Annotated in this window: 16 protein-coding genes; 8 read left to right on the top strand and 8 right to left on the bottom strand. The window is 68.5% G+C overall.

Going from position 1 to position 16,701, the window contains the following annotated elements; genetic code table 11:
- The first annotated feature begins 167 nt into the window (after nt 1-167).
- Together BLT03_RS07415 and BLT03_RS07410 are read left to right on the top strand one after the other, a co-directional pair.
- Nucleotides 168-1,832: a methyl-accepting chemotaxis protein gene (locus BLT03_RS07415; protein ID WP_092741814.1), complete on the top strand. Its 1,665-nt coding sequence runs from the start codon at nt 168-170 to the stop codon at nt 1,830-1,832.
- 258 nt (nt 1,833-2,090) lie between these two features.
- Nucleotides 2,091-2,618, top strand: a complete 528-nt coding sequence (locus tag BLT03_RS07410) for an RcnB family protein (protein ID WP_434802335.1) — start codon at nt 2,091-2,093, stop codon at nt 2,616-2,618.
- A gap of 52 nt (nt 2,619-2,670) precedes the next feature.
- Here the strand turns inward: BLT03_RS07410 and ruvC are convergent, their stop codons facing one another.
- The 3 genes from ruvC to BLT03_RS07395 are packed head-to-tail and all read right to left on the bottom strand — an operon-like array spanning nt 2,671 to nt 5,170.
- Complete coding sequence (gene ruvC / locus BLT03_RS07405; RefSeq protein WP_092741812.1) at nt 2,671-3,219, bottom strand: crossover junction endodeoxyribonuclease RuvC; 549 nt, start codon at nt 3,217-3,219, stop codon at nt 2,671-2,673.
- 59 nt (nt 3,220-3,278) lie between these two features.
- Nucleotides 3,279-4,283 carry a phosphatidate cytidylyltransferase gene (locus tag BLT03_RS07400; protein ID WP_092741810.1) on the bottom strand — a complete coding sequence of 335 codons (1,005 nt, stop codon included), beginning with the start codon at nt 4,281-4,283 and terminating at the stop codon, nt 3,279-3,281.
- A 2-nt stretch (nt 4,284-4,285) separates the two neighbouring features.
- Entirely contained in the window at nt 4,286-5,170 is an 885-nt protein-coding gene (locus tag BLT03_RS07395; RefSeq protein WP_092742039.1) for a lysophospholipid acyltransferase family protein, read from the bottom strand.
- Nucleotides 5,171-5,396: 226 nt separating this feature from the next.
- On the opposite strand from BLT03_RS07395, the gene BLT03_RS07390 reads away from it, so the two are divergent.
- From BLT03_RS07390 to BLT03_RS07375, 4 genes are all read left to right on the top strand, one after another.
- A complete protein-coding gene (locus BLT03_RS07390) occupies nt 5,397-6,392 on the top strand; it encodes a Bug family tripartite tricarboxylate transporter substrate binding protein (protein WP_092741808.1) in 996 nt (331 codons plus the stop codon).
- Complete coding sequence (locus BLT03_RS07385; RefSeq protein WP_092741806.1) at nt 6,389-6,748, top strand: cupin domain-containing protein; 360 nt, start codon at nt 6,389-6,391, stop codon at nt 6,746-6,748. Before BLT03_RS07390 ends, BLT03_RS07385 begins: the two co-directional genes overlap by 4 nt.
- A complete protein-coding gene (locus BLT03_RS07380) occupies nt 6,745-7,536 on the top strand; it encodes an HpcH/HpaI aldolase family protein (RefSeq protein ID WP_092741804.1) in 792 nt (263 codons plus the stop codon). Before BLT03_RS07385 ends, BLT03_RS07380 begins: the two co-directional genes overlap by 4 nt.
- A gap of 68 nt (nt 7,537-7,604) precedes the next feature.
- Nucleotides 7,605-8,402 (top strand): IclR family transcriptional regulator domain-containing protein, encoded by a 798-nt coding sequence (locus BLT03_RS07375; protein ID WP_092741802.1) that lies wholly within the window; start codon nt 7,605-7,607, stop codon nt 8,400-8,402.
- Between the two features lie 49 nt (nt 8,403-8,451).
- Here BLT03_RS07375 and mtgA read toward each other — a convergent pair whose 3' ends face one another.
- The 4 genes from mtgA to BLT03_RS07355 form a co-directional block, all read right to left on the bottom strand.
- Nucleotides 8,452-9,186: a monofunctional biosynthetic peptidoglycan transglycosylase gene (gene mtgA / locus BLT03_RS07370; RefSeq protein WP_092741800.1), complete on the bottom strand. Its 735-nt coding sequence runs from the start codon at nt 9,184-9,186 to the stop codon at nt 8,452-8,454.
- Nucleotides 9,187-9,193: 7 nt separating this feature from the next.
- Entirely contained in the window at nt 9,194-10,045 is an 852-nt protein-coding gene (gene aroE, locus BLT03_RS07365; RefSeq protein WP_092741798.1) for a shikimate dehydrogenase, read from the bottom strand.
- 65 nt (nt 10,046-10,110) lie between these two features.
- Nucleotides 10,111-10,971, bottom strand: coding sequence for a TonB family protein (locus BLT03_RS07360; RefSeq protein WP_092741796.1), 861 nt, complete (start codon nt 10,969-10,971; stop codon nt 10,111-10,113).
- Entirely contained in the window at nt 10,968-13,058 is a 2,091-nt protein-coding gene (locus BLT03_RS07355) for a ribonuclease catalytic domain-containing protein (protein WP_092741794.1), read from the bottom strand. Before BLT03_RS07355 ends, BLT03_RS07360 begins: the two co-directional genes overlap by 4 nt.
- A 142-nt stretch (nt 13,059-13,200) precedes the next feature.
- Between BLT03_RS07355 and BLT03_RS07350 the strand changes: the two genes are divergently transcribed.
- Complete coding sequence (locus BLT03_RS07350) at nt 13,201-14,808, top strand: PglL family O-oligosaccharyltransferase (protein WP_092741792.1); 1,608 nt, start codon at nt 13,201-13,203, stop codon at nt 14,806-14,808.
- Between the two features lie 9 nt (nt 14,809-14,817).
- On the opposite strand, the gene BLT03_RS07345 is transcribed toward BLT03_RS07350, so the two are convergent.
- Complete coding sequence (locus BLT03_RS07345) at nt 14,818-15,405, bottom strand: YqiA/YcfP family alpha/beta fold hydrolase (RefSeq protein WP_092741790.1); 588 nt, start codon at nt 15,403-15,405, stop codon at nt 14,818-14,820.
- Between the two features lie 101 nt (nt 15,406-15,506).
- Here BLT03_RS07345 and rodA point away from each other — a divergent pair, with 101 nt between their 5' ends.
- Nucleotides 15,507-16,670: a rod shape-determining protein RodA gene (rodA, locus tag BLT03_RS07340; protein WP_092741788.1), complete on the top strand. Its 1,164-nt coding sequence runs from the start codon at nt 15,507-15,509 to the stop codon at nt 16,668-16,670.
- Nucleotides 16,671-16,701 lie beyond the last annotated feature (31 nt).

Raw genomic sequence — 16,701 nt, 5'->3', positions numbered from 1 at the left:
CGGGGCATTTTGGAAAGCCACTTGAAACACGCAGGGCGTCGGTGAATACCCCCGTCGGCTATCGGCAGGGTGCCGAATATAGTGAGCGCCAATCCGGCCCACGAGGCTGCTTTTTCCGTTGGCGTGGTTATTGCTAACGCCTTGGTAACATTTTGTAGAGGAGAGCCATGAACGCTCTTGGCCGCCTGTCGATCCGTACCCGCCTGTATTTCGGCACGATCTTTTCCCTGGTGCTCCTCGTCGTCATCGGTGCGATGGGCTATCTGACCCTGGACCGCACGCGCGACACGCTGCAGGTGCTGTTCTCCCAGCGGGTGCAGACACTCACCGACATGGCCGAGCTTCGGACCGCGCTGGGCAACCTGCGCCGGGCCGAGAAGGACATCATCATCAACTTCAACAACTCGGTCGAAGTGTCTGCCCTGCGCGACAGCTGGGGCAAGACGCTCACCGCGCTGCGCAAGAGTTTGGCCGACGTTCGGCAGGCGCAGGCCGGCGACGCGGCTTTCGTCGATGGCATCGACAAGTCGCTGGCCGAAATCAAGCAATACGAAACCGGCATCTCGCCGATCTTCGAGCAGATCGAACGCGCGCAGATCGACGGTGCCGGCGGTGGCGCCTATGCCGACCGGCTGAAGCAGCACATGGAGGCCACCGACCAGCTGTTCGCCAGCCTGGCCACGAGCGCACGCCAGCAGATGGAAGAAGCGCGCCAGGGCGTGGAAGCGCGCACGGCCTTCATGTCGGCGGCGATCGGCGGAGGGCTTTTGCTGGGCCTGGCGGTGCTCATCCCGCTCACGTTCTTCAGCGTGCGGTCGATCACCCGGTCGCTGGGCCAGGCGCGCGACCTGGCGGAACGCATCGCCAGCGGCGACCTCTCGCACGAGGTGCACGCCACGCAGCAGGACGAAGTGGGTCAGCTCGTCACCGCCATGGGGCGCATGCAGGAGGCGCTGCGCGGGCTGGTGCGCCAGGTGCAGGAGGCCTCGGGCAGCATCTCCACCGCCAGTTCCGAGATCGCTTCGGGCAACCACGACCTGAGCCACCGTACCGAGCAGACGGCCGCCAACCTGGAAGAGACCGCCTCGTCGATGGAGCTGCTCACCAGCACCGTGCAGCAAAGCGCGCAGTCCGCGCGGCAGGCCAGCGAATTCGCCACCACCGCGGCCGAAGTGGCCGCGCGGGGCGGCGCCGTGGTGTCGCAGGTGGTCAGCACCATGGGCCAGATCACGGACAGCTCGCGCAAGATCGCCGACATCACGGGCGTGATCGATTCCATCGCGTTCCAGACCAACATCCTCGCGCTGAATGCCGCCGTCGAGGCCGCACGGGCCGGCGAGCAGGGCCGCGGCTTTGCCGTGGTGGCCAGCGAAGTGCGCAGCCTGGCGCAACGCAGCGCCGAGGCCGCCAAGGAGATCAAGGGCCTCATCGGTTCGTCGGTGGACCGCGTGGAAGACGGCTCGCGGCTGGTGACCGAAGCCGGAGCCACCATGAACGAGATCGTGGGCAGCGTGCGCCGCGTGTCGGACATCATTTCCGAGATCACCGCAGCGTCGTCCGAGCAGAGCGACAACATCGGCCAGATCAGCCAGTCCGTGAGCCAGCTCGACCAGATGACGCAGCAGAACGCGGCTCTGGTGGAGCAGTCCACGGCCGCCTCGGAATCGCTGCGCGATCAGGCCAACCAGCTCACGCAGGCGGTGAGCCAGTTCAAGCTGAGCGATGCGGACGCGCTGCGGCCCATCGGAGCGGGCGGAATTTCGAACATGGGCGCAGGCCGCCCGCATGCGGCGCCGGCCGTTGCGCAAGCCTCGGCCCTGCAACTGCGCTGAAAGAGCGGCGGCGGCCGCCCGGTCGGCCGCTTAAAGCAAGACATCGCCACGGCCGATGCATTTCGTTGCCGCTGTACAGCGCTTGCAAACCTGTGGCAACGCCGGGAAAACCTCCGGTAAAGCAGGTCCTTGCGCGGCGGCGGACCGCGCAATTTGCGGCACCATGCGGGCATGTTCAACCTTTTCGAAAGGCTGGAAATGTCGCGAGACGCTTCGATCCTGAATGAATCCCGCGGTCTGTCTGCCGCAGGGCCCGCTTTGACCGCTTCCCCCTCCCGGCGTCTGCAAGGCCTGGCGGCTGCCTGCGTGGCGGTGGTCATGGGCGCTGCCTCGCTGGGTGTCGAGGCGCAGCCCCGCGACGACCGGCATGAGCAGCGCCATGGCCAGCGCCACGGAGACCACCGCGACCGCGACCGGGGCCGCGACGACGGCCGCCATGGTGACCGCCGGCACGACGACCGGCGCGGCCCGCCGGGCTACCGGCATCCCGGCCCGCCGCCGCACGCCTACCATGGCGGCCCCGCCTACCGGCCAGGCCCGCCCATGGTGCACCCGGGCCACCGCCCGCCGCAGATGCACGGGCACCGGGGCGTGGGCCCGCAGCACAACTGGTACCGCGGCAGCCGCGTGCCACCCATGTACCGATCGCACCATTACGTGGTCAACAACTGGCGCCACCACCACCTCGCCGCGCCACCACGCGGGTACCACTGGGTGCAGAACGGGCCGGACTACCTGCTGATCGCCATCGGCACCGGGGTGATCGCGCAGATCGTCTTCCAATAGGCCTGGACAGCACTGCCGCCCGACCGGGCGAGCGCGCTGTGCGAGCCGCCGGTCAGTAGCTCCGGCCGCCCTTGTACATGGCGTGCTGGCGCCGGTTGAGCGTGGCCGCCTCGCCCAGGCGGGCCATGGCGGCCCCTGCGTGCGCGTGGGTGATGGCCATCCCCAGCGCGTCGGCCGCATCGGAGCCGGGCAGGCCGGGCAACTGCAGGAGCCGGCGCACCATTTCCTGCACCTGGGTCTTGGCGGCGCGGCCGTGGCCGACCACGGCTTTCTTCATCTGCAGCGCGGTGTATTCGGCCACGGGCAGGTTGCTGGCCACCAGCGCGGTGATGCACGCACCCCGCGCCTGCCCCAGCAGCAGAGTGGACTGCGGATTCACGTTCACGAAGACGATCTCCACCGTGGCCACATCGGGCTGGTAGCGCGCCGCCACTTCGGTGATGCCGTCGAACAGCACTTTCAAACGCCCGGGCAGATCGCCCAGCGCCAGCGCCGTGGTGCGGATCGTCCCGCTGGCGACGTAGCTCAGCGCGTGGCCGTCCATGTCCACCACGCCGAAGCCGGTGGTCTGCAGGCCAGGGTCGATTCCCAGAATTCTCATTTGCTCACTTATTGATAGCCCCCAGCGCAATGAATACGGCGGTGGAAGCCCATTTCGATCTATAAACCGAAGTACCAGCGCACGGAATGGAAAAACACAGGCGCGGCAAAACACAGCGCGTCCACCCGGTCCAGCAGGCCGCCCGCACCGGTGACCGACTGGCCCTGCATGCCCCAGCTCGTGATGCCGCGATCGCGCTTGAGGGCCTTCATCACCAGGTGGCCCAGGCTGCCCGCCAGACAGGCCAGCAGCGCCATGCCCAGCGCTTGCCCGGGCTTGAAAGGGGTGATGAACGACAGCATGACCCCCGCCACGCCGCCCACCGCCACACCGCTGGCCCAGCTCAGCCATTGAAAGCTCTGGCTCACCTGCGGCGCAACGGGCCGGTGCGGAAATTTGCGGCCCAGCAGGTGCTGTGCGATCACGCCGGCCTGCACCACCACCACCAGGAAGAACACGAGGAACGCGCCTTTGCCTTCGTAGCCGGGAAAGTCGAGCAGCAGCAGCGCGGGCACGTGGCTCATGCCGTACACGCAGACCATGATCCCCCATTGCAGCTTGGCGTTGCGCTCCAGAAAGCGCTCCGGGTCGTTGGCGAGGGCGCTGGCCACCGGCAGCGCAAGGAACACGTAAACGGGAATGAACACCGTGAACAGGTCGAACTTGCGCGTGCCCACGATGATGAACTGCAGCGGCAGCACCACGAAGAACGCCAGCACCAGGCTGCGGTGGTCGCCCCGGCGCGTGGGCGAGAGCGTGATGAACTCGCGCAGCGCGAAGAACGCCACGATGGCGAACAGCACGGTGGCGACCGCGTCGCCCAGCGCCCAGCCGATCCAGAACACCGTGGCCATGAACCACGAGGTTTTCAGCAGGCTCCAAAAGCGCCGCCATTCCTGCTGGTGCGCCTCGTGCTCGGCCTGATCGTGCAGGTCGGCGCTGCGGGCCTCGCGCAGCGTCTGGAAGAAGGCATACAGCGTGACCAGCGACAGCAGGCCGAACATCGCGATGAAGAGCGCGCCGATCTGCTGCGTGGTGGTGAGATTGCGAAGGAAGTCGTTCATCCTCAGACCTCCCGCAGGGCGATGACGGCGCGGCGCGCGCGGTCCAGGAAGGGGCGGCGCTCTTCGCCGGGTTCGACCTGGATGGGCGCGCCGAAGGTCACCGAGCACAGGATGGGCACCGGCACCACTTCGCCCTTGGGCATGACGCGCTGCACGTTGTGAATCCAGGCGGGCACCAGCACCGCCTGCGGGAACATCAGCGCCAGCTTGTACAGGCCAGATTTGAACGGCTGCGGCTCATCGCCGTGGCCGCGCGTGCCTTCGGGAAAGATCACGATCGAGTCGCCGCTCTCCAGCGCCCGCACCAGCGGGGCCAGCGGGTCGTCGGGGGGCAAGGCATCGCGCAGGGCCTGCGCGTCCATTGGCGGTGTTTCGGGGGCGGGGCCGGTCGGTGGCACAGGCTCGGGCAGGGCAGGGGCCGGCGCCGCAATGTCCGGTGCCGAAAGAGGGGCTGCGGGCATTTCCTCCGCTACAAATCCGGACAGCGGAATCTGCTCGCCCTCCACCGGGCTGGCGGCGCCAGAACTGGCTGCGATCCCGGGGGCATCGAGCGATGGCTCCACGCGCACGGGCTCGACAGGCGCCGCAGGCGCTGTGGGCGGCGTGCCCGACTGGCGGTCCACATACACCGCGTTGAACACGGCGGAGGTGATCCACTGGCGAAACGGCGTCTTGGTCCAGTAGTCCTTGGCAGCGATGGGCCGGGTGATGCTGCGCAGCTCTTGCGGCAGGGCCGCCCAGATCATCACCAGGTCGGCGTGGCTCTGGTGGTTGGCGAAATAGATGCGTTGCTCCGCCTTGGGCGGGCAGCCGTACCAGCGGGCCTGGGAACCGGTGAGAAAACGCACCAGTCCCAGGAGAAAAAGGCTCATCAACTTGGAAAGCATGGCGGCCATGATACGGGCGCAGATGAGCGGCAAAGCAATGCCCGTGGCGCAGGCCGCGCTACGGCTGAGCAGGCGCATGCCACGTTTTTCGGCTTCGCCTCGAAATTCCATTCTGCAAGGCGGAATATTTCAAGTTCGCGCTTTTCTTTCATTAGGGCACTTCTAGACTATCCCTGCCGCTCGAAAGCGGTTGGGTTTTCCATCTAAAAGAAATCAGGGGGTTTTCATGAATTTCTCGACCACGCGCCGCCAGGCTCTGGTTCTCGGCATGTCGGGTGCGTTGCCCTGGGCGGCCCACGCCCAAGGACCCGCCGCTGCGGCCGCCGACTATCCCGTGCATCCCGTTCGCCTGATCGTGCCGTTCGCGCCGGGCGGCTCGACCGACATCCTCGGCCGCCTGCTCTCCAAGCACCTTTTTCCGGCCAGCGGCCAGCCGACGGTGGTGGAGAACATGGCCGGCGCCGGCGGCAACCTGGGCGCGGCGCTGGTGGCTCGCTCCCCGGCCGACGGCTACACGCTGGAGATCGGCGCGATGTCCACGCATGCCATGAACGGCAGCCTGTACAAGCAACTGGCGTTCGATCCGATGAACGATTTCGACACCGTGGCCATGCTGGCCTACGCGATCAACGTCATCGCCGTGTCGCCCAGCGTGCCCGCGCGCACCTTTCCGGAACTGCTGGCCTACATCCGCGCCAACCCTGGCAAGCTCAACTACGCCTCGGGCGGCATCGGCACGCACAACCACCTCACGCTCGCGCTGCTGGCGAAAACCGCGCAGCTGGACATCGTGCACGTGCCCTACAAGGGCGGCGGCCCCGCCGTCGCCGCGCTGCTGCAGGGCGAATGCCAGATGTTCGCGGGCGGCGCCTCGCTGCTGCTGCCGCATGCGCAGGCCGGCAAGGTGCGCCTGATCGCCGTGACTGAAAAGACCCGCTCCGACCTGCTGCCCGACGTGCCCAGCGCGGCCGAGACGCTCAAGGGCTTCGAGGTCACCAACTGGTATGGCGTGTTCGCGCCCAAGGGGCTCGACCCTGCGCGCCGGGCCGTCATCAACCAGGAAATCAACCGGGTGACCGGCCTTCCCGAAGTGGCCGAACGGCTCAAGGGTCTGGGCATGGTGCGCGCGCCCGTCGATCCGGCCCAGTTGCGCGAGATCCTGCAGGCTGACTACCGGCTGTGGTCTTCCACCATCAAGTCGTTGGGAATCGCCTCCGAATGAATACCCCCCACCCCCTGTTCGGGGCGCTGAACAGCGTCGACTGGAGTGCCCTGGAATGGACACCCGTGCGCCGCGGCATCGAGCGCAAGGCGTTCGGCAGCGAGAACGTCACGCTCGCGCTGCACCGGCTGATGCCGGGGCACGAGCCACGCCCGCACTCCCATCCCCACGAGCAGGTGGTGTACATCCTTTCGGGGCAGATCGACTTTTTCATCGACGACCAGGTCAAGCGCCTCGGCCCCGGGGGGCTGCTGGTCATTCCGCCCAACGTACAGCACTACGGTGTGGTCGTGGGCGACGAGCCGGTGCTCAATCTCGACGTTTTCACGCCCGCGCGCCCGGAATACCTGGCATGAGTGCCGCCCTTCCCGGCGAGCCAGGCGGCCTGTCCCTGCGCGAACGCCTCGTGGCGGGCGAGCCTCTCTTTTCGACCTTCGTGAAGACGACTTCGCACCAGACGGTGGAAGTGCTCGCCGCCACGGGGCTCGACACCCTGGTGCTCGATGCCGAGCACGCCCCCTTCGGCCCCGAGAGCCTGGACCGCAGCCTGCTGGCAGCACGCGCCTGCGGCCTGCCGGTGCTGGTGCGCGTGCCGTACCCGCGCGGCGCGGCCATCCAGCAGGCGCTGGACATGGGCGCAGCCGGGGTGATGGTGCCGCACGTGGACTCCGCCGTCGTCGCACTCGACGTGGTGCGCGCGGCGCGGTATGGTGGCACCCGTGGTTATTCCGCTTCGCCGCGCGCCGGAGGCTATGGCCAGCGCGGCATGGCCGAACATCTGCGCCTGAGCGACGCGCACACCGCCGTTCTCGTGCAGATCGAAAGCGGGCAGGCCGTGGCGCAGGCGCATGAGATCGCGGCTGTGCCGGGGGTCGATTGCCTGTTCATCGGCCCTGCCGATCTCGCCGTGTCGATCGGGGCCGACAGCCCGACCGATCCGCGCGTGACCGAGGCGGTGGCCCAGGTGTGCGAAGCGGGGCGCCAGGCACGTTGTGCCGTGGGGTGCTTCGTGTCCGATGTGCGTCAGGTGACAAGCCTGCGCGCGCTGGGCGTCGCGTTCTTCGTCGTCGGCTCCGACCAGGCTCTGCTGCGTGCAGCGGCCCGGCAGGCGATGGCGGGAGCGCTTGAATCCATGGCGGCATAGGCGGCGTACCGCTGATTGCGTGTGGCGTACGTGCGCCATACTGCCCAACCCGAGACCGAGAGAGAAACATGAGTACCGAAGTCCGTTCCGTGCAGCGTGCGCTGCTCATCCTTCGCGTGATGAACGAGCGATCCACCTGGAGCCTGCAGGAATTGCACCAGCGCACCGGCCTGGCCAAGTCCACGCTGCACCGGCTGCTGAGCACGCTGGAATCCGAGAAATACGTGCGCAGCGACCCGCATGCGTACGGCCAATACCAGCTCACGCTCGCAGTGGGCAACCTGAGCAGCGGCATCAACGAAAAGCTGCGCCTGGCCGAAGTGGCCGCGCCGCTCATGATCGCCACCACGCGCCAGATCAAGTGGCCGCTGTCGCTGGGGGTCATCGAAGGCCACCAGATCCGCGTGGTGTTCTGCACCATGCCCTACAGCCCCTATGCCATCCGCCCCTCCAGCCTGGGGCGCCGCTACGAGTTGATTCCGTCCGCGCTGGGCCGCACCTACCTGTCGTTTTGCAGCCGCGCCGAGCGCCGCATCCTGGTGGAATCGGCCAACCTGCACGGCGACGAAAGCCAGAAGATCACCGACCTGTGGGGCATGCGCAAGGTCGTGCAGCAGACGCGGCGCCAGGGCTACGCCATTCGCCACGCGCGCAGCAATGCCGAGAGCACGGCGTTCGCCGTGCCGGTGTTCGGCGGCGGGGTGCTGCGCGGAGCACTGGTGTATTCGACGTTCGCCAGCCAGATGGACGAGCGCATGCTCAAGCGCTTCCTGCCGCTGGTGCAGGCCACCGCGGACCGCATCGGCGAAGAGGCGGCGATCATGCCCGGCCCGCTGGGCGACATGCTCAACGGCCCGCACGTCTGAATCCAGGCGCCTGGGCTCAGGGGCTTCGGCCCCGACCTGGCCTGGGTTTCTAGGGCAGTTCGGCCGATCCCATGCGGCCCAGGATCACGCGGGTGCGGCCGGACAGATAGGCCGACCCCGGTGCCTTTTCAAAGCGCTTGGGCTGCGGCAGCATCACCGCCAGCCGGGCCGCTTCGGCCGCGCTGAGCTTCGCGGCGCTCTTGCGAAAGTAGTGCTGCGCGGCGGCCTCGGCCCCGAAGACGCCTTCGCCCCATTCCACGCTGTTCAGGTAGGTCTCCAGGATGCGCTGCTTGCTCAGCAGTTGCTCCAGCGCCAGCGTGAGCACGAATTCCTGCCCCTTGCGCAACAGCGTGCGCTCGCCCGACAGCAGCAGGTTCTTGGCCAGTTGCTGGGTGATGGTGGAGCCGCCGCGGATCTTGGGGTTGCGCACCGGCCGGTCGGGCTGCGCCTCCTGGCGTTTGGCGGACTGCGCTTCGGCGCGTGCATTGCGCTCCCAGGCCTTTTCGATGGCATTCCAGTCCACGCCGTCGTGGTTGACGAAGCCGTCGTCCTCCGATGCGATCACCGCACGCTTGAGGGTGTCGGCGATCTGGCCGTAGGGCACCCACTGCTGGTGCCACCGCAGCGGGCCGGGTCCCGCGATCTGCGCCCAGGCTTCGGAGCGCTGGAAGGCGGTGGATTCGGGGTCGATAACCACCATGGCGGCAATGCGGCCGATGAAGAAGACCTGCAGGGCCACGAACGCCAGCAGCACCAGCCCGATCCAGCGCAGCAAGGCTTTCATGGCGGGTTCAACGGCCTGCCGCCGTGGCGGTGCGCAGTTCGTCCAGCACCTGTGCGGCCGGGGGGCGCACGCCGCGCCACAGCGCGAACGCTTCGGCGGCCTGCTCCACCAGCATGCCCAGGCCGTCGCGCGGCACCGCGCCGTGCTGCTTCGCCCAGTCCAGAAAGCCCTGCGCGGCCGGGCCGTACATCATGTCGTAGGCCAGGCTGCCGGCGCGCAGCACCTGCGCCGGCACCGGCACCTCACCGCCGGACAGGCTACTGGCGGTGGCGTTGACGATCACATCGAAATCGGCCTCCAGCGCATATGTATCTAGGGTGGTTAGCTCTGTTTTTTGTAGCAAAGCCAGATCGGCGTGCGCCTGGACCAGGGCTTGTGCGCGGGCGGCGGTGCGGTTGACCACCACGATGCGGCGCGGGCGCTCGTGCAGCAGCGGCCCCAGCACCCCGGCGGCTGCGCCGCCCGCGCCCACCAGCAGCACATCGCGGCCCGCCAGCGGCACACCGGCATTGCGCACGATGTCGGCCACCAGGCCCAGCCCGTCGGTGTTGTCGGCGGCCACGCGGCCGTCATCGTCGAAGGTGAGCGTGTTGGCCGCACCGGCCAGCCGCACCCGTTCACTGGCGCGGTGGGCCAGCCGGGCGGCGTCGAGCTTGAAGGGCACCGTCACGTTGCAGCCCCGCCCGCCCGCCGCGGCGAAGTCGGCCAGGGCCTGATCGAAGCCCTCCAGCGGCACGAGCCGGCGGGTGTAGGAAAGGCGTTCGCCGGTGAGTTCGGCGAATCGCGCATGGATCCAGGGCGAGCGGCTGTGCTCGACGGGGTTGCCCATCACGCAGTAGGAATCCACGGGCGAAGTCATCACGGTGCGGTGCAGATAGAAAGCGGCGAAGGTGCCTAAAGCGGCAAGGAGCGCGCGGGCATCGATCAGCGCACGCTGGTTTCGAGGGTCTGGTCGCGCGTGAACTTGAAGCGCGAAACCACGGCGATCTGGTCGGCCTTGGCCCGCATCGCCGGGCCGAAGGCGCCGAACGGCCCCGCCGAACGGGCGATGGCCTGGGCGCGGTTGTCCAGCAGGCGGTTGCCCGAGCCCTGCACGATCTCGGTTTCCAGCACGGTGCCGTCGTGGTTCACGGTCACGATCATCGTGAGCTCGCCGTAGAGCTTCTTGCCGCCCTGTTCGGGGAAGTTGTCGGTGCCTTTGTCTTCGATCTTGCGGCGCAGCCCGTCGTAGTAAACCGCGTACACCTCCTCGCGCGTGGCGGGGCTGATGTAGCGTTTCTTGGGGCGGGCGTTTTCTTCGTTGATGCGCTTTTCGATCTCGGCCAGCAGCTTGATGAGCTGGCGGCGTTTTTCTTCCTGCGCCAGCGCATCGGCGCTCTGGCTGGGCTGGCGCGGGTCGGGCAGGGGCAGGGTCGCCAGTTGCTTGCGCAACTGAGCGAGCAGCTGGCTTTGCTGCTCCTGCATGGCGTCGAGCTTGCGCTGGGCCTCTTCGAAGTCGTCGCCCACCGCGGTAAGGGCCGAATAGGGCAGGGGGCTGGTGGCGCGACCCTTGGCCGCCTCGCCGCCGCCCGCCAGGGACGACTGCGCGATCGCCTGGGCCTTGTCCGGGCGCTCGTTGGATTTCGCGTTCACCAGAATCACCTCCAGCGGGGTGTCCTGGAAAACGCGGTTGAAGCCCTCCGGGTCGATGAACCGCACCGACAGCAGCACCGCGTGCACGGCGATGGACACGCCGAGCGCCAGCTGCAGCGTGCTGAATCGTTGGAGGAAGGCGGGCAGTTTCACGGCGCCCGATTATCCGTGCTGGCGCCTGCGCCGGCCTCGGCTTCGTTCACATCCACTGCGATGGCGATGGGGCCCGCCACGGCTTCTTCGTCGTCCTCGCCCGCCTCGTCGCCCTGCGGCGCGGCTTCGGCACTGTCGGCCGGGCTGTCCAGGCGCTCCAGCACGGTGCCGTTGACGTCGAGCGTGATCTCATCGATCTCGCCGAGCTTCACGCGCACCCGCGCGCCGCGCGACAGGTTCTGCGCGCCCAGCACGGGCAGCACCAGCGGCAGCGCATCGGCCCGCACGAGGAAGCTGCCCCCCGGGCCTTCCTTGAACACGGTGGCCTCGATCTCGGTGATCTCGTTTTGCTGCAGGTATTGCAGCGTCCAGAAGCGCTCCATGCCGGCCTGGTAGCCGTTGTAGGCGCTGTAGGCCGCATCGAAGCTGCTGATGACCGAAAACAGGTCCGCGTCCTTGGGCTTGAACGGCGCGGCCAGCGCGGCCGTGCGGCCATTGCGCACGCACGCGATGATCTGCCACTGGTTCACCAGATCGACGTAGCGGCGCAGCGGCGAGGTCGCCCACGCGTAGCTTTTCACGCCGATGCCCGCGTGCGGCAGCGCCTTGGTGCCCATGCGCACCTTCACGCCCGGCGCCAGGCTGGCCTGGCTGCGGTAGATGCCCGGCACACCGTGGTCGGCCAGCAGGCCGCCCCAGGTGCTGTTGGCCACGATGGCGGCCTCGGCCACGATCAGGTCCAGCGGCGCGCCGCGGCGGCGCGTGGTGATCGAGACGGTTTCGCGGCCCTGCGGCTCGGCGCCGTCGTTGCCGGTGAGGCGGAAGTTGTAGTCCGGCCGGTTGAAGGTCTCCGGCTTGCCGCGCACCACTTCGCGCTGGGCCTTGAGGCTCTTGGCCAGGCGATGCAAAAAGGATAGCTGCCAACGCAGGTCCAGCAAGCGCTGGGGGGCATCCGGGGCCTGAAATGCCGGATCGGTCAGCCACTCTTCGGTCACGATGTGGTCGAGCTGGTCGTGCCGCAGGTTGGCCACCACGGGCACGCGTTCGAGCTTGGTCTCGGTGCCGGAAATTTCCAGCGTCGCCTCGTCGATCGTGACGTACAGCGACACGGCCGGGTTGGCGCGCCCTTCGTCCAGCGTGTAGATCTTCACCACCTCGTCGGGCAGCATGGTGATCTTGTAGCCGGGCATGTACACCGTGGACAGGCGGTTGCGCCCCAATTGGTCGAGCGGCGTGCCCGGCACGATGGCAAGGCCCGGCGCGGCGATGTGGATGCCCAGCACCACGGTGCCGGTGCCCAGCCCTTGCACCGACAGCGCATCGTCGATTTCGGTGGTCTGCGAATCGTCGATCGAATAGGCCTGCACGGGGGCCAGCGGCAGGTCTTCGGGCGGCTGGGGTGCCGTGACGGCGGGAAAGCCGGTGCCCTTCGGGAAGTTGTCGAACAGGAAGCGCTTCCAGTGGAACTGGTAGGCCGAGTCGATGGCGCCGGCCCGCTGCAGCAGCTCCAGCGGCGGCAGGTGGGTGGCGCGGCTGGCCTCCACCACGGCCTTGTACTCGGGCGCGTTCTTGTCGGGCTTGAACAGGATCTTGTACAGCTGCTCGCGGATCGGCTGCGGGCATTCACCCCGGCCCAGCTGCTCGGCCCAGTCGGCGATCTGCTGCAGCACGAGCTTTTTCTTCTCGATGGCGGCCAGCGCCTGCTGCAGGATCTCGGCCGGCGCCTTCTTGAACCGGCCCTTGCCCGCACGGCGGAAGTAGTGCGGTGCCTCGTACAGCGCGAACAGCGCGCCGGCCTGCTGGACCAGCGTGGCGTTCTCGGAGAAATAGTCCCGCGCGAGGTCGGCAAAGCCGAATTCGTCCTCGGGGGCGAATTCCCAGGCCAGGTCGAGCTCGATCGACGCGGCCACGGCCTGGGCCTGGGCCAGCATCTCGGCCGGCGATGGCTTTTCGAACCGGATCAACAGGTGGGCGGCCTTGACCTTCACCCGTTTGCCCGAGTCGAGCTCGATCTGGGCTGAGCTTTCGGCCTCGGAAAGGATGCGGCCGGCGAGGAATTTGCCGGCCTCTTCAAACAGTGCATGCATGGGCGGGATTGTCCCATGGGTGCCGCAGGCCCCCGGCGGCACCCCGGACCGCGCCGCCGGGTTTTCGCCAGCCGGCCCCGGCGCTTCGGGCGATGGCGCCCGCCCTGCCTATGATCGGGCCCTTTTGCCCCCGCCGCACCCAATGCCCCTGTTCAACGCCTTCGCCTGTGCGCTGGCCCTCGTGGCCGTGGCGCTGCCGTTCCTGTTCGCCCACACCCAGGCGCCGCTGTCCAATTTCTGGCCCCAGATGGCGTCCGGCGCCTGCGCCCTCGTGCTGGCCGGCCTGGCCCTGGGGGCCGCGCAGGCGCAGCCGGCCCGGGGCGGGTTGCGCCGGTGGGCGGCCTGGGTGCTCGCCGGTGGCCTGCTGCTGGCGGCGGTGCTAGCGTCCGGCGTGGGGCTGGTGCAGTTCTTCTGGGGCGATGTCGGCGCGTCGCCCTGGATCTACCCGTCCACGCCGGGGCTGGCGCTGGGCAACCTGCGCCAGCGCAACCAGCAGGCCTCGCTGCTGGCCATGGGCGCCTGGTCGCTGGCCTGGATGATGGCGCGCCTGCAGGCCGCGCTCCCCGCGATCCGCCGGCCGGCCGGGCCGGTGGCCGCCGGCATGCTGGCTGCCTGGGCGCTGGTGCTCATCAGCGCCGCCGACGCCGCCACCGCGTCGCGCACCGGCATTCTGGAGTGGGGCGTGATGCTCGGGCTGCTGGTGCTCTGGCGCCGGTCGCTCGGGGTCTTCCCGCTGGCCTTCGCTGCCACGGGCGCACTGCTCTATGCGCTGGCGGCCTGGCTGCTGCCCTGGATGCTGGAGCACTGGATGGGCGTGCAGATGGACGGGCTGTTCCAGCGGCTGGCCGATGAAGGCCAGGGCTGCGTCAGCCGCAAGGTGCTGTGGTCCAACATGCTCCACCTGATCGCCCAGAAGCCTCTCACCGGCTGGGGCTGGGGCGAAATGGCCTACGCGCACTACGCCACCCTGTTCCCGGGCGAGCGTTTTTGCGTGCTGCTGGACAACGCCCACAACCTGCCGCTGCACTTGGCCGTGGAGCTGGGCCTGCCAGTCACGTCGGCCCTGTGCGCGCTGGCGCTGTGGGGCCTCTGGCGCCTGCGCCCCTGGCGCGAGACCGATCCGGTGCGCCAACTGGCCTGGGGCGTGCTCGCCATCGTCGGGGTGCACAGCCTGCTGGAGTTTCCGCTGTGGTACGGGCCGTTCCAGTTGGCCACGGTGTTCGCGCTGCTGCTCCTGGTGCGCCGCTGGCCCAGCGGGCGCAGTGAGCGCAACGGGCACCCCTGGCGTCCTGGTCGGGTGGGGTTGGGCGCCGCAGCGCTGGTGTGTGGCGCGGCGTTGGCTTTCGGCGTGCTGCTGGTGCGGGACTACGAGCGGGTGAGCCAGCTCTACCGCGCAGTGCCTGAGCGCGACCCGGCCTACCGCGAAGACACCGCGCGCAAGGTGTTCGCCAGCATCGCCTTCTTTCGCGAAACGGCCCATTTCGCCACCGTGACGACCACGCCGGTCACCGCCCAGAACGCGGTTGAGATGCATGCACGGGCGACGCGGCTGCTGCACTATTCGCCGGAGCCCCGCGTCATCGAAGCCGTGCTGGCCAGTGCGGCGCTGTTGGGGCGCCAGGCCGAGGTCGATTTCCACACCACGCGCTACCGCATCGCCTATCCGCAGGAGTACGCGCGCTGGGCGGCCAGCCATCCGGGCGGGGGCGTTGCCGCTGCCGTGCCGTCCGCCGCCGCGTCGGCCCCCTGAGGGCGGCGCCTACGGCAGGCCGCAGAACCGCGCCACCGTGCCGATGTGCGCGGGGAAATCGCTCAGGGCATGGTCGCCGCCCTCCAGCAGCACCTGCTGCGCGGCGGGGTAGCGCCCCGACATTTCGCGCCAATCCAGCAATTCGTCGCCCTTGGCGATGATGGCCAGTTCCGGACCGGCGGCCGGCAGGCCCCGCACGTCCAGCGCGCGCAGTTCGCCGATGTATTCGGGAAGGAAGAAAAAGCGCTCTGCCGGGTCGTGCCAGGCGGTCTGCTCGCCGATGTAGCGCTCCAGGTCGCGGGCCGGGTCCACGGCCGGGTTCAGCAGAACGCTGGGGCAGCGGGCCTGCTGCGCCACCCAGCTGGCGTAGAACCCGCCGAGCGAAGACCCCACCACGGCCATCGCGCCGCGGGGCCAGTCCGCAATGCCCTGCGCCACCTGCTGCATGGCGGCGCGCGGCGAGGGCGGCAATTGCGGGCACCACAGGTGCACGCCCGGGTGGTGGGCGGCCACGTGCGCCGCCATCTGCCGGGCCTTGGCCGACTGGGGCGATGAACGGAAGCCGTGCAGATAGAGCAGATGGGTGGTGGCGGGCATGGCGGGGCGACGCCCTGTGGCGGGCAATGGTGCGGCAGGGCCGGGGGCCTTCGATTGTGCCGGGGCGCCGGCGCCTGCGGCCGGCCGGATAATCGCGCCCCATGTCCGCCGTTTTCGACAAACCCTCCCTGCTGCAGCGCGTCCTGCCCCTGTTCCGTGGCTTCGACTGGCTGCTCATTCTGGTGCTGCTGATGCTTGCATCGACCGGGCTGGTGGCGATGTATTCCTCGGGCTACGACCATGGGTCGCGCTTTTACGACCACGGCCGCAACATGCTGCTGGCCGCCGGCATTCTTTTCGTGGTGGCCCAGGTGCCGCCCCAGCGGTTGATGGCCATGGCCGTGCCGCTCTACACGCTGGGGGTGGCCTTGCTGGTGGCGGTGGCGCTGTTCGGCATCACCAAGAAGGGGGCCCAGCGCTGGATCAACCTGGGCGTGGTGGTGCAGCCCAGCGAACTGCTCAAGATCGCCATGCCGCTCATGCTGGCGTGGTGGTTCCAGCGGCGCGAAGGCCAGTTGCGGCCCCTGGACTTCGTGGTCGCCTGCGCGCTGCTGGCGGTGCCGGTGGGGCTGATCATGAAGCAGCCCGACCTGGGCACGTCGCTGCTGGTGCTGGCGGCCGGGCTGTCGGTGATCTTCTTCGCCGGCCTGCCCTGGAAGCTGGTGCTGCCGCCTGTGCTGATCGGAGGCATCGGCATCGCGCTCATCGTGTGGTTCGAGCCGCAACTGTGTGCCGACGGTGTGCGCTGGCCCGTGCTGCACGACTACCAGCAGCAGCGCATCTGCACGCTGCTGGACCCCACGCGCGACCCGCTGGGCAAGGGCTTTCACATCATCCAGGGCATGATCGCCATCGGTTCCGGAGGCTTTTGGGGCAAGGGCTTCATGGCCGGCACGCAGACGCACCTGGAGTTCATCCCCGAGCGCACCACCGACTTCATCTTTGCCACGTTCTCCGAAGAGTTCGGGCTGGCGGGCAACCTGTTTCTGATCGCGTGTTTCCTGATGCTGGTGTGGCGCGGCCTGGCCATCGCGGTCGGGGCGACCACGCTGTTCTCGCGCCTCATGGCCGGCGCGGTGTCGATGATCTTCTTCACCTATGCCTTCGTGAACATGGGCATGGTGAGCGGCATCCTGCCCGTGGTGGGCGTGCCGCTGCCCTTCGTGAGCTATGGCGGCACGGCCATGGTGACGCTGGGGCTGGCGCTGGGCGTGCTGATGTCCATCGCCCGGGCGCAGCGCATTCCCATGACCGATCGCTCGTAAAAAAGCCGGCCAGTGGTGCCGGCCGGCTTTC

The organism is Paracidovorax valerianellae (assembly GCF_900102625.1).
Classification (GTDB): Bacteria; Pseudomonadota; Gammaproteobacteria; order Burkholderiales; family Burkholderiaceae_C; genus Paracidovorax; species Paracidovorax valerianellae.
Note: the sequence above shows the minus strand (reverse complement) of the source record. Positions and strands in the feature narration are given on the sequence as shown.

Bases quoted from the DNA above. Each gene is read 5' to 3' on its own strand.
- BLT03_RS07380 (WP_092741804.1), top strand. From the start codon at position 6,745: ATGAGTGCCGCCCTTCCCGGCGAGCCAGGCGGCCTGTCCCTGCGCGAA.
- ruvC (WP_092741812.1), bottom strand. From the start codon at position 3,219: ATGAGAATTCTGGGAATCGACCCTGGCCTGCAGACCACCGGCTTCGGC.
- BLT03_RS07375 (WP_092741802.1), top strand. From the start codon at position 7,605: ATGAGTACCGAAGTCCGTTCCGTGCAGCGTGCGCTGCTCATCCTTCGC.
- BLT03_RS07350 (WP_092741792.1), top strand. From the start codon at position 13,201: ATGCCCCTGTTCAACGCCTTCGCCTGTGCGCTGGCCCTCGTGGCCGTG.
- BLT03_RS07345 (WP_092741790.1), bottom strand. From the start codon at position 15,405: ATGCCCGCCACCACCCATCTGCTCTATCTGCACGGCTTCCGTTCATCG.
- aroE (WP_092741798.1), bottom strand. From the start codon at position 10,045: ATGACTTCGCCCGTGGATTCCTACTGCGTGATGGGCAACCCCGTCGAG.
- BLT03_RS07385 (WP_092741806.1), top strand. From the start codon at position 6,389: ATGAATACCCCCCACCCCCTGTTCGGGGCGCTGAACAGCGTCGACTGG.
- BLT03_RS07355 (WP_092741794.1), bottom strand. From the start codon at position 13,058: ATGCATGCACTGTTTGAAGAGGCCGGCAAATTCCTCGCCGGCCGCATC.
- rodA (WP_092741788.1), top strand. From the start codon at position 15,507: ATGTCCGCCGTTTTCGACAAACCCTCCCTGCTGCAGCGCGTCCTGCCC.
- BLT03_RS07390 (WP_092741808.1), top strand. From the start codon at position 5,397: ATGAATTTCTCGACCACGCGCCGCCAGGCTCTGGTTCTCGGCATGTCG.
- mtgA (WP_092741800.1), bottom strand. From the start codon at position 9,186: ATGAAAGCCTTGCTGCGCTGGATCGGGCTGGTGCTGCTGGCGTTCGTG.
- BLT03_RS07415 (WP_092741814.1), top strand. From the start codon at position 168: ATGAACGCTCTTGGCCGCCTGTCGATCCGTACCCGCCTGTATTTCGGC.
- BLT03_RS07395 (WP_092742039.1), bottom strand. From the start codon at position 5,170: ATGCTTTCCAAGTTGATGAGCCTTTTTCTCCTGGGACTGGTGCGTTTT.
- BLT03_RS07400 (WP_092741810.1), bottom strand. From the start codon at position 4,283: ATGAACGACTTCCTTCGCAATCTCACCACCACGCAGCAGATCGGCGCG.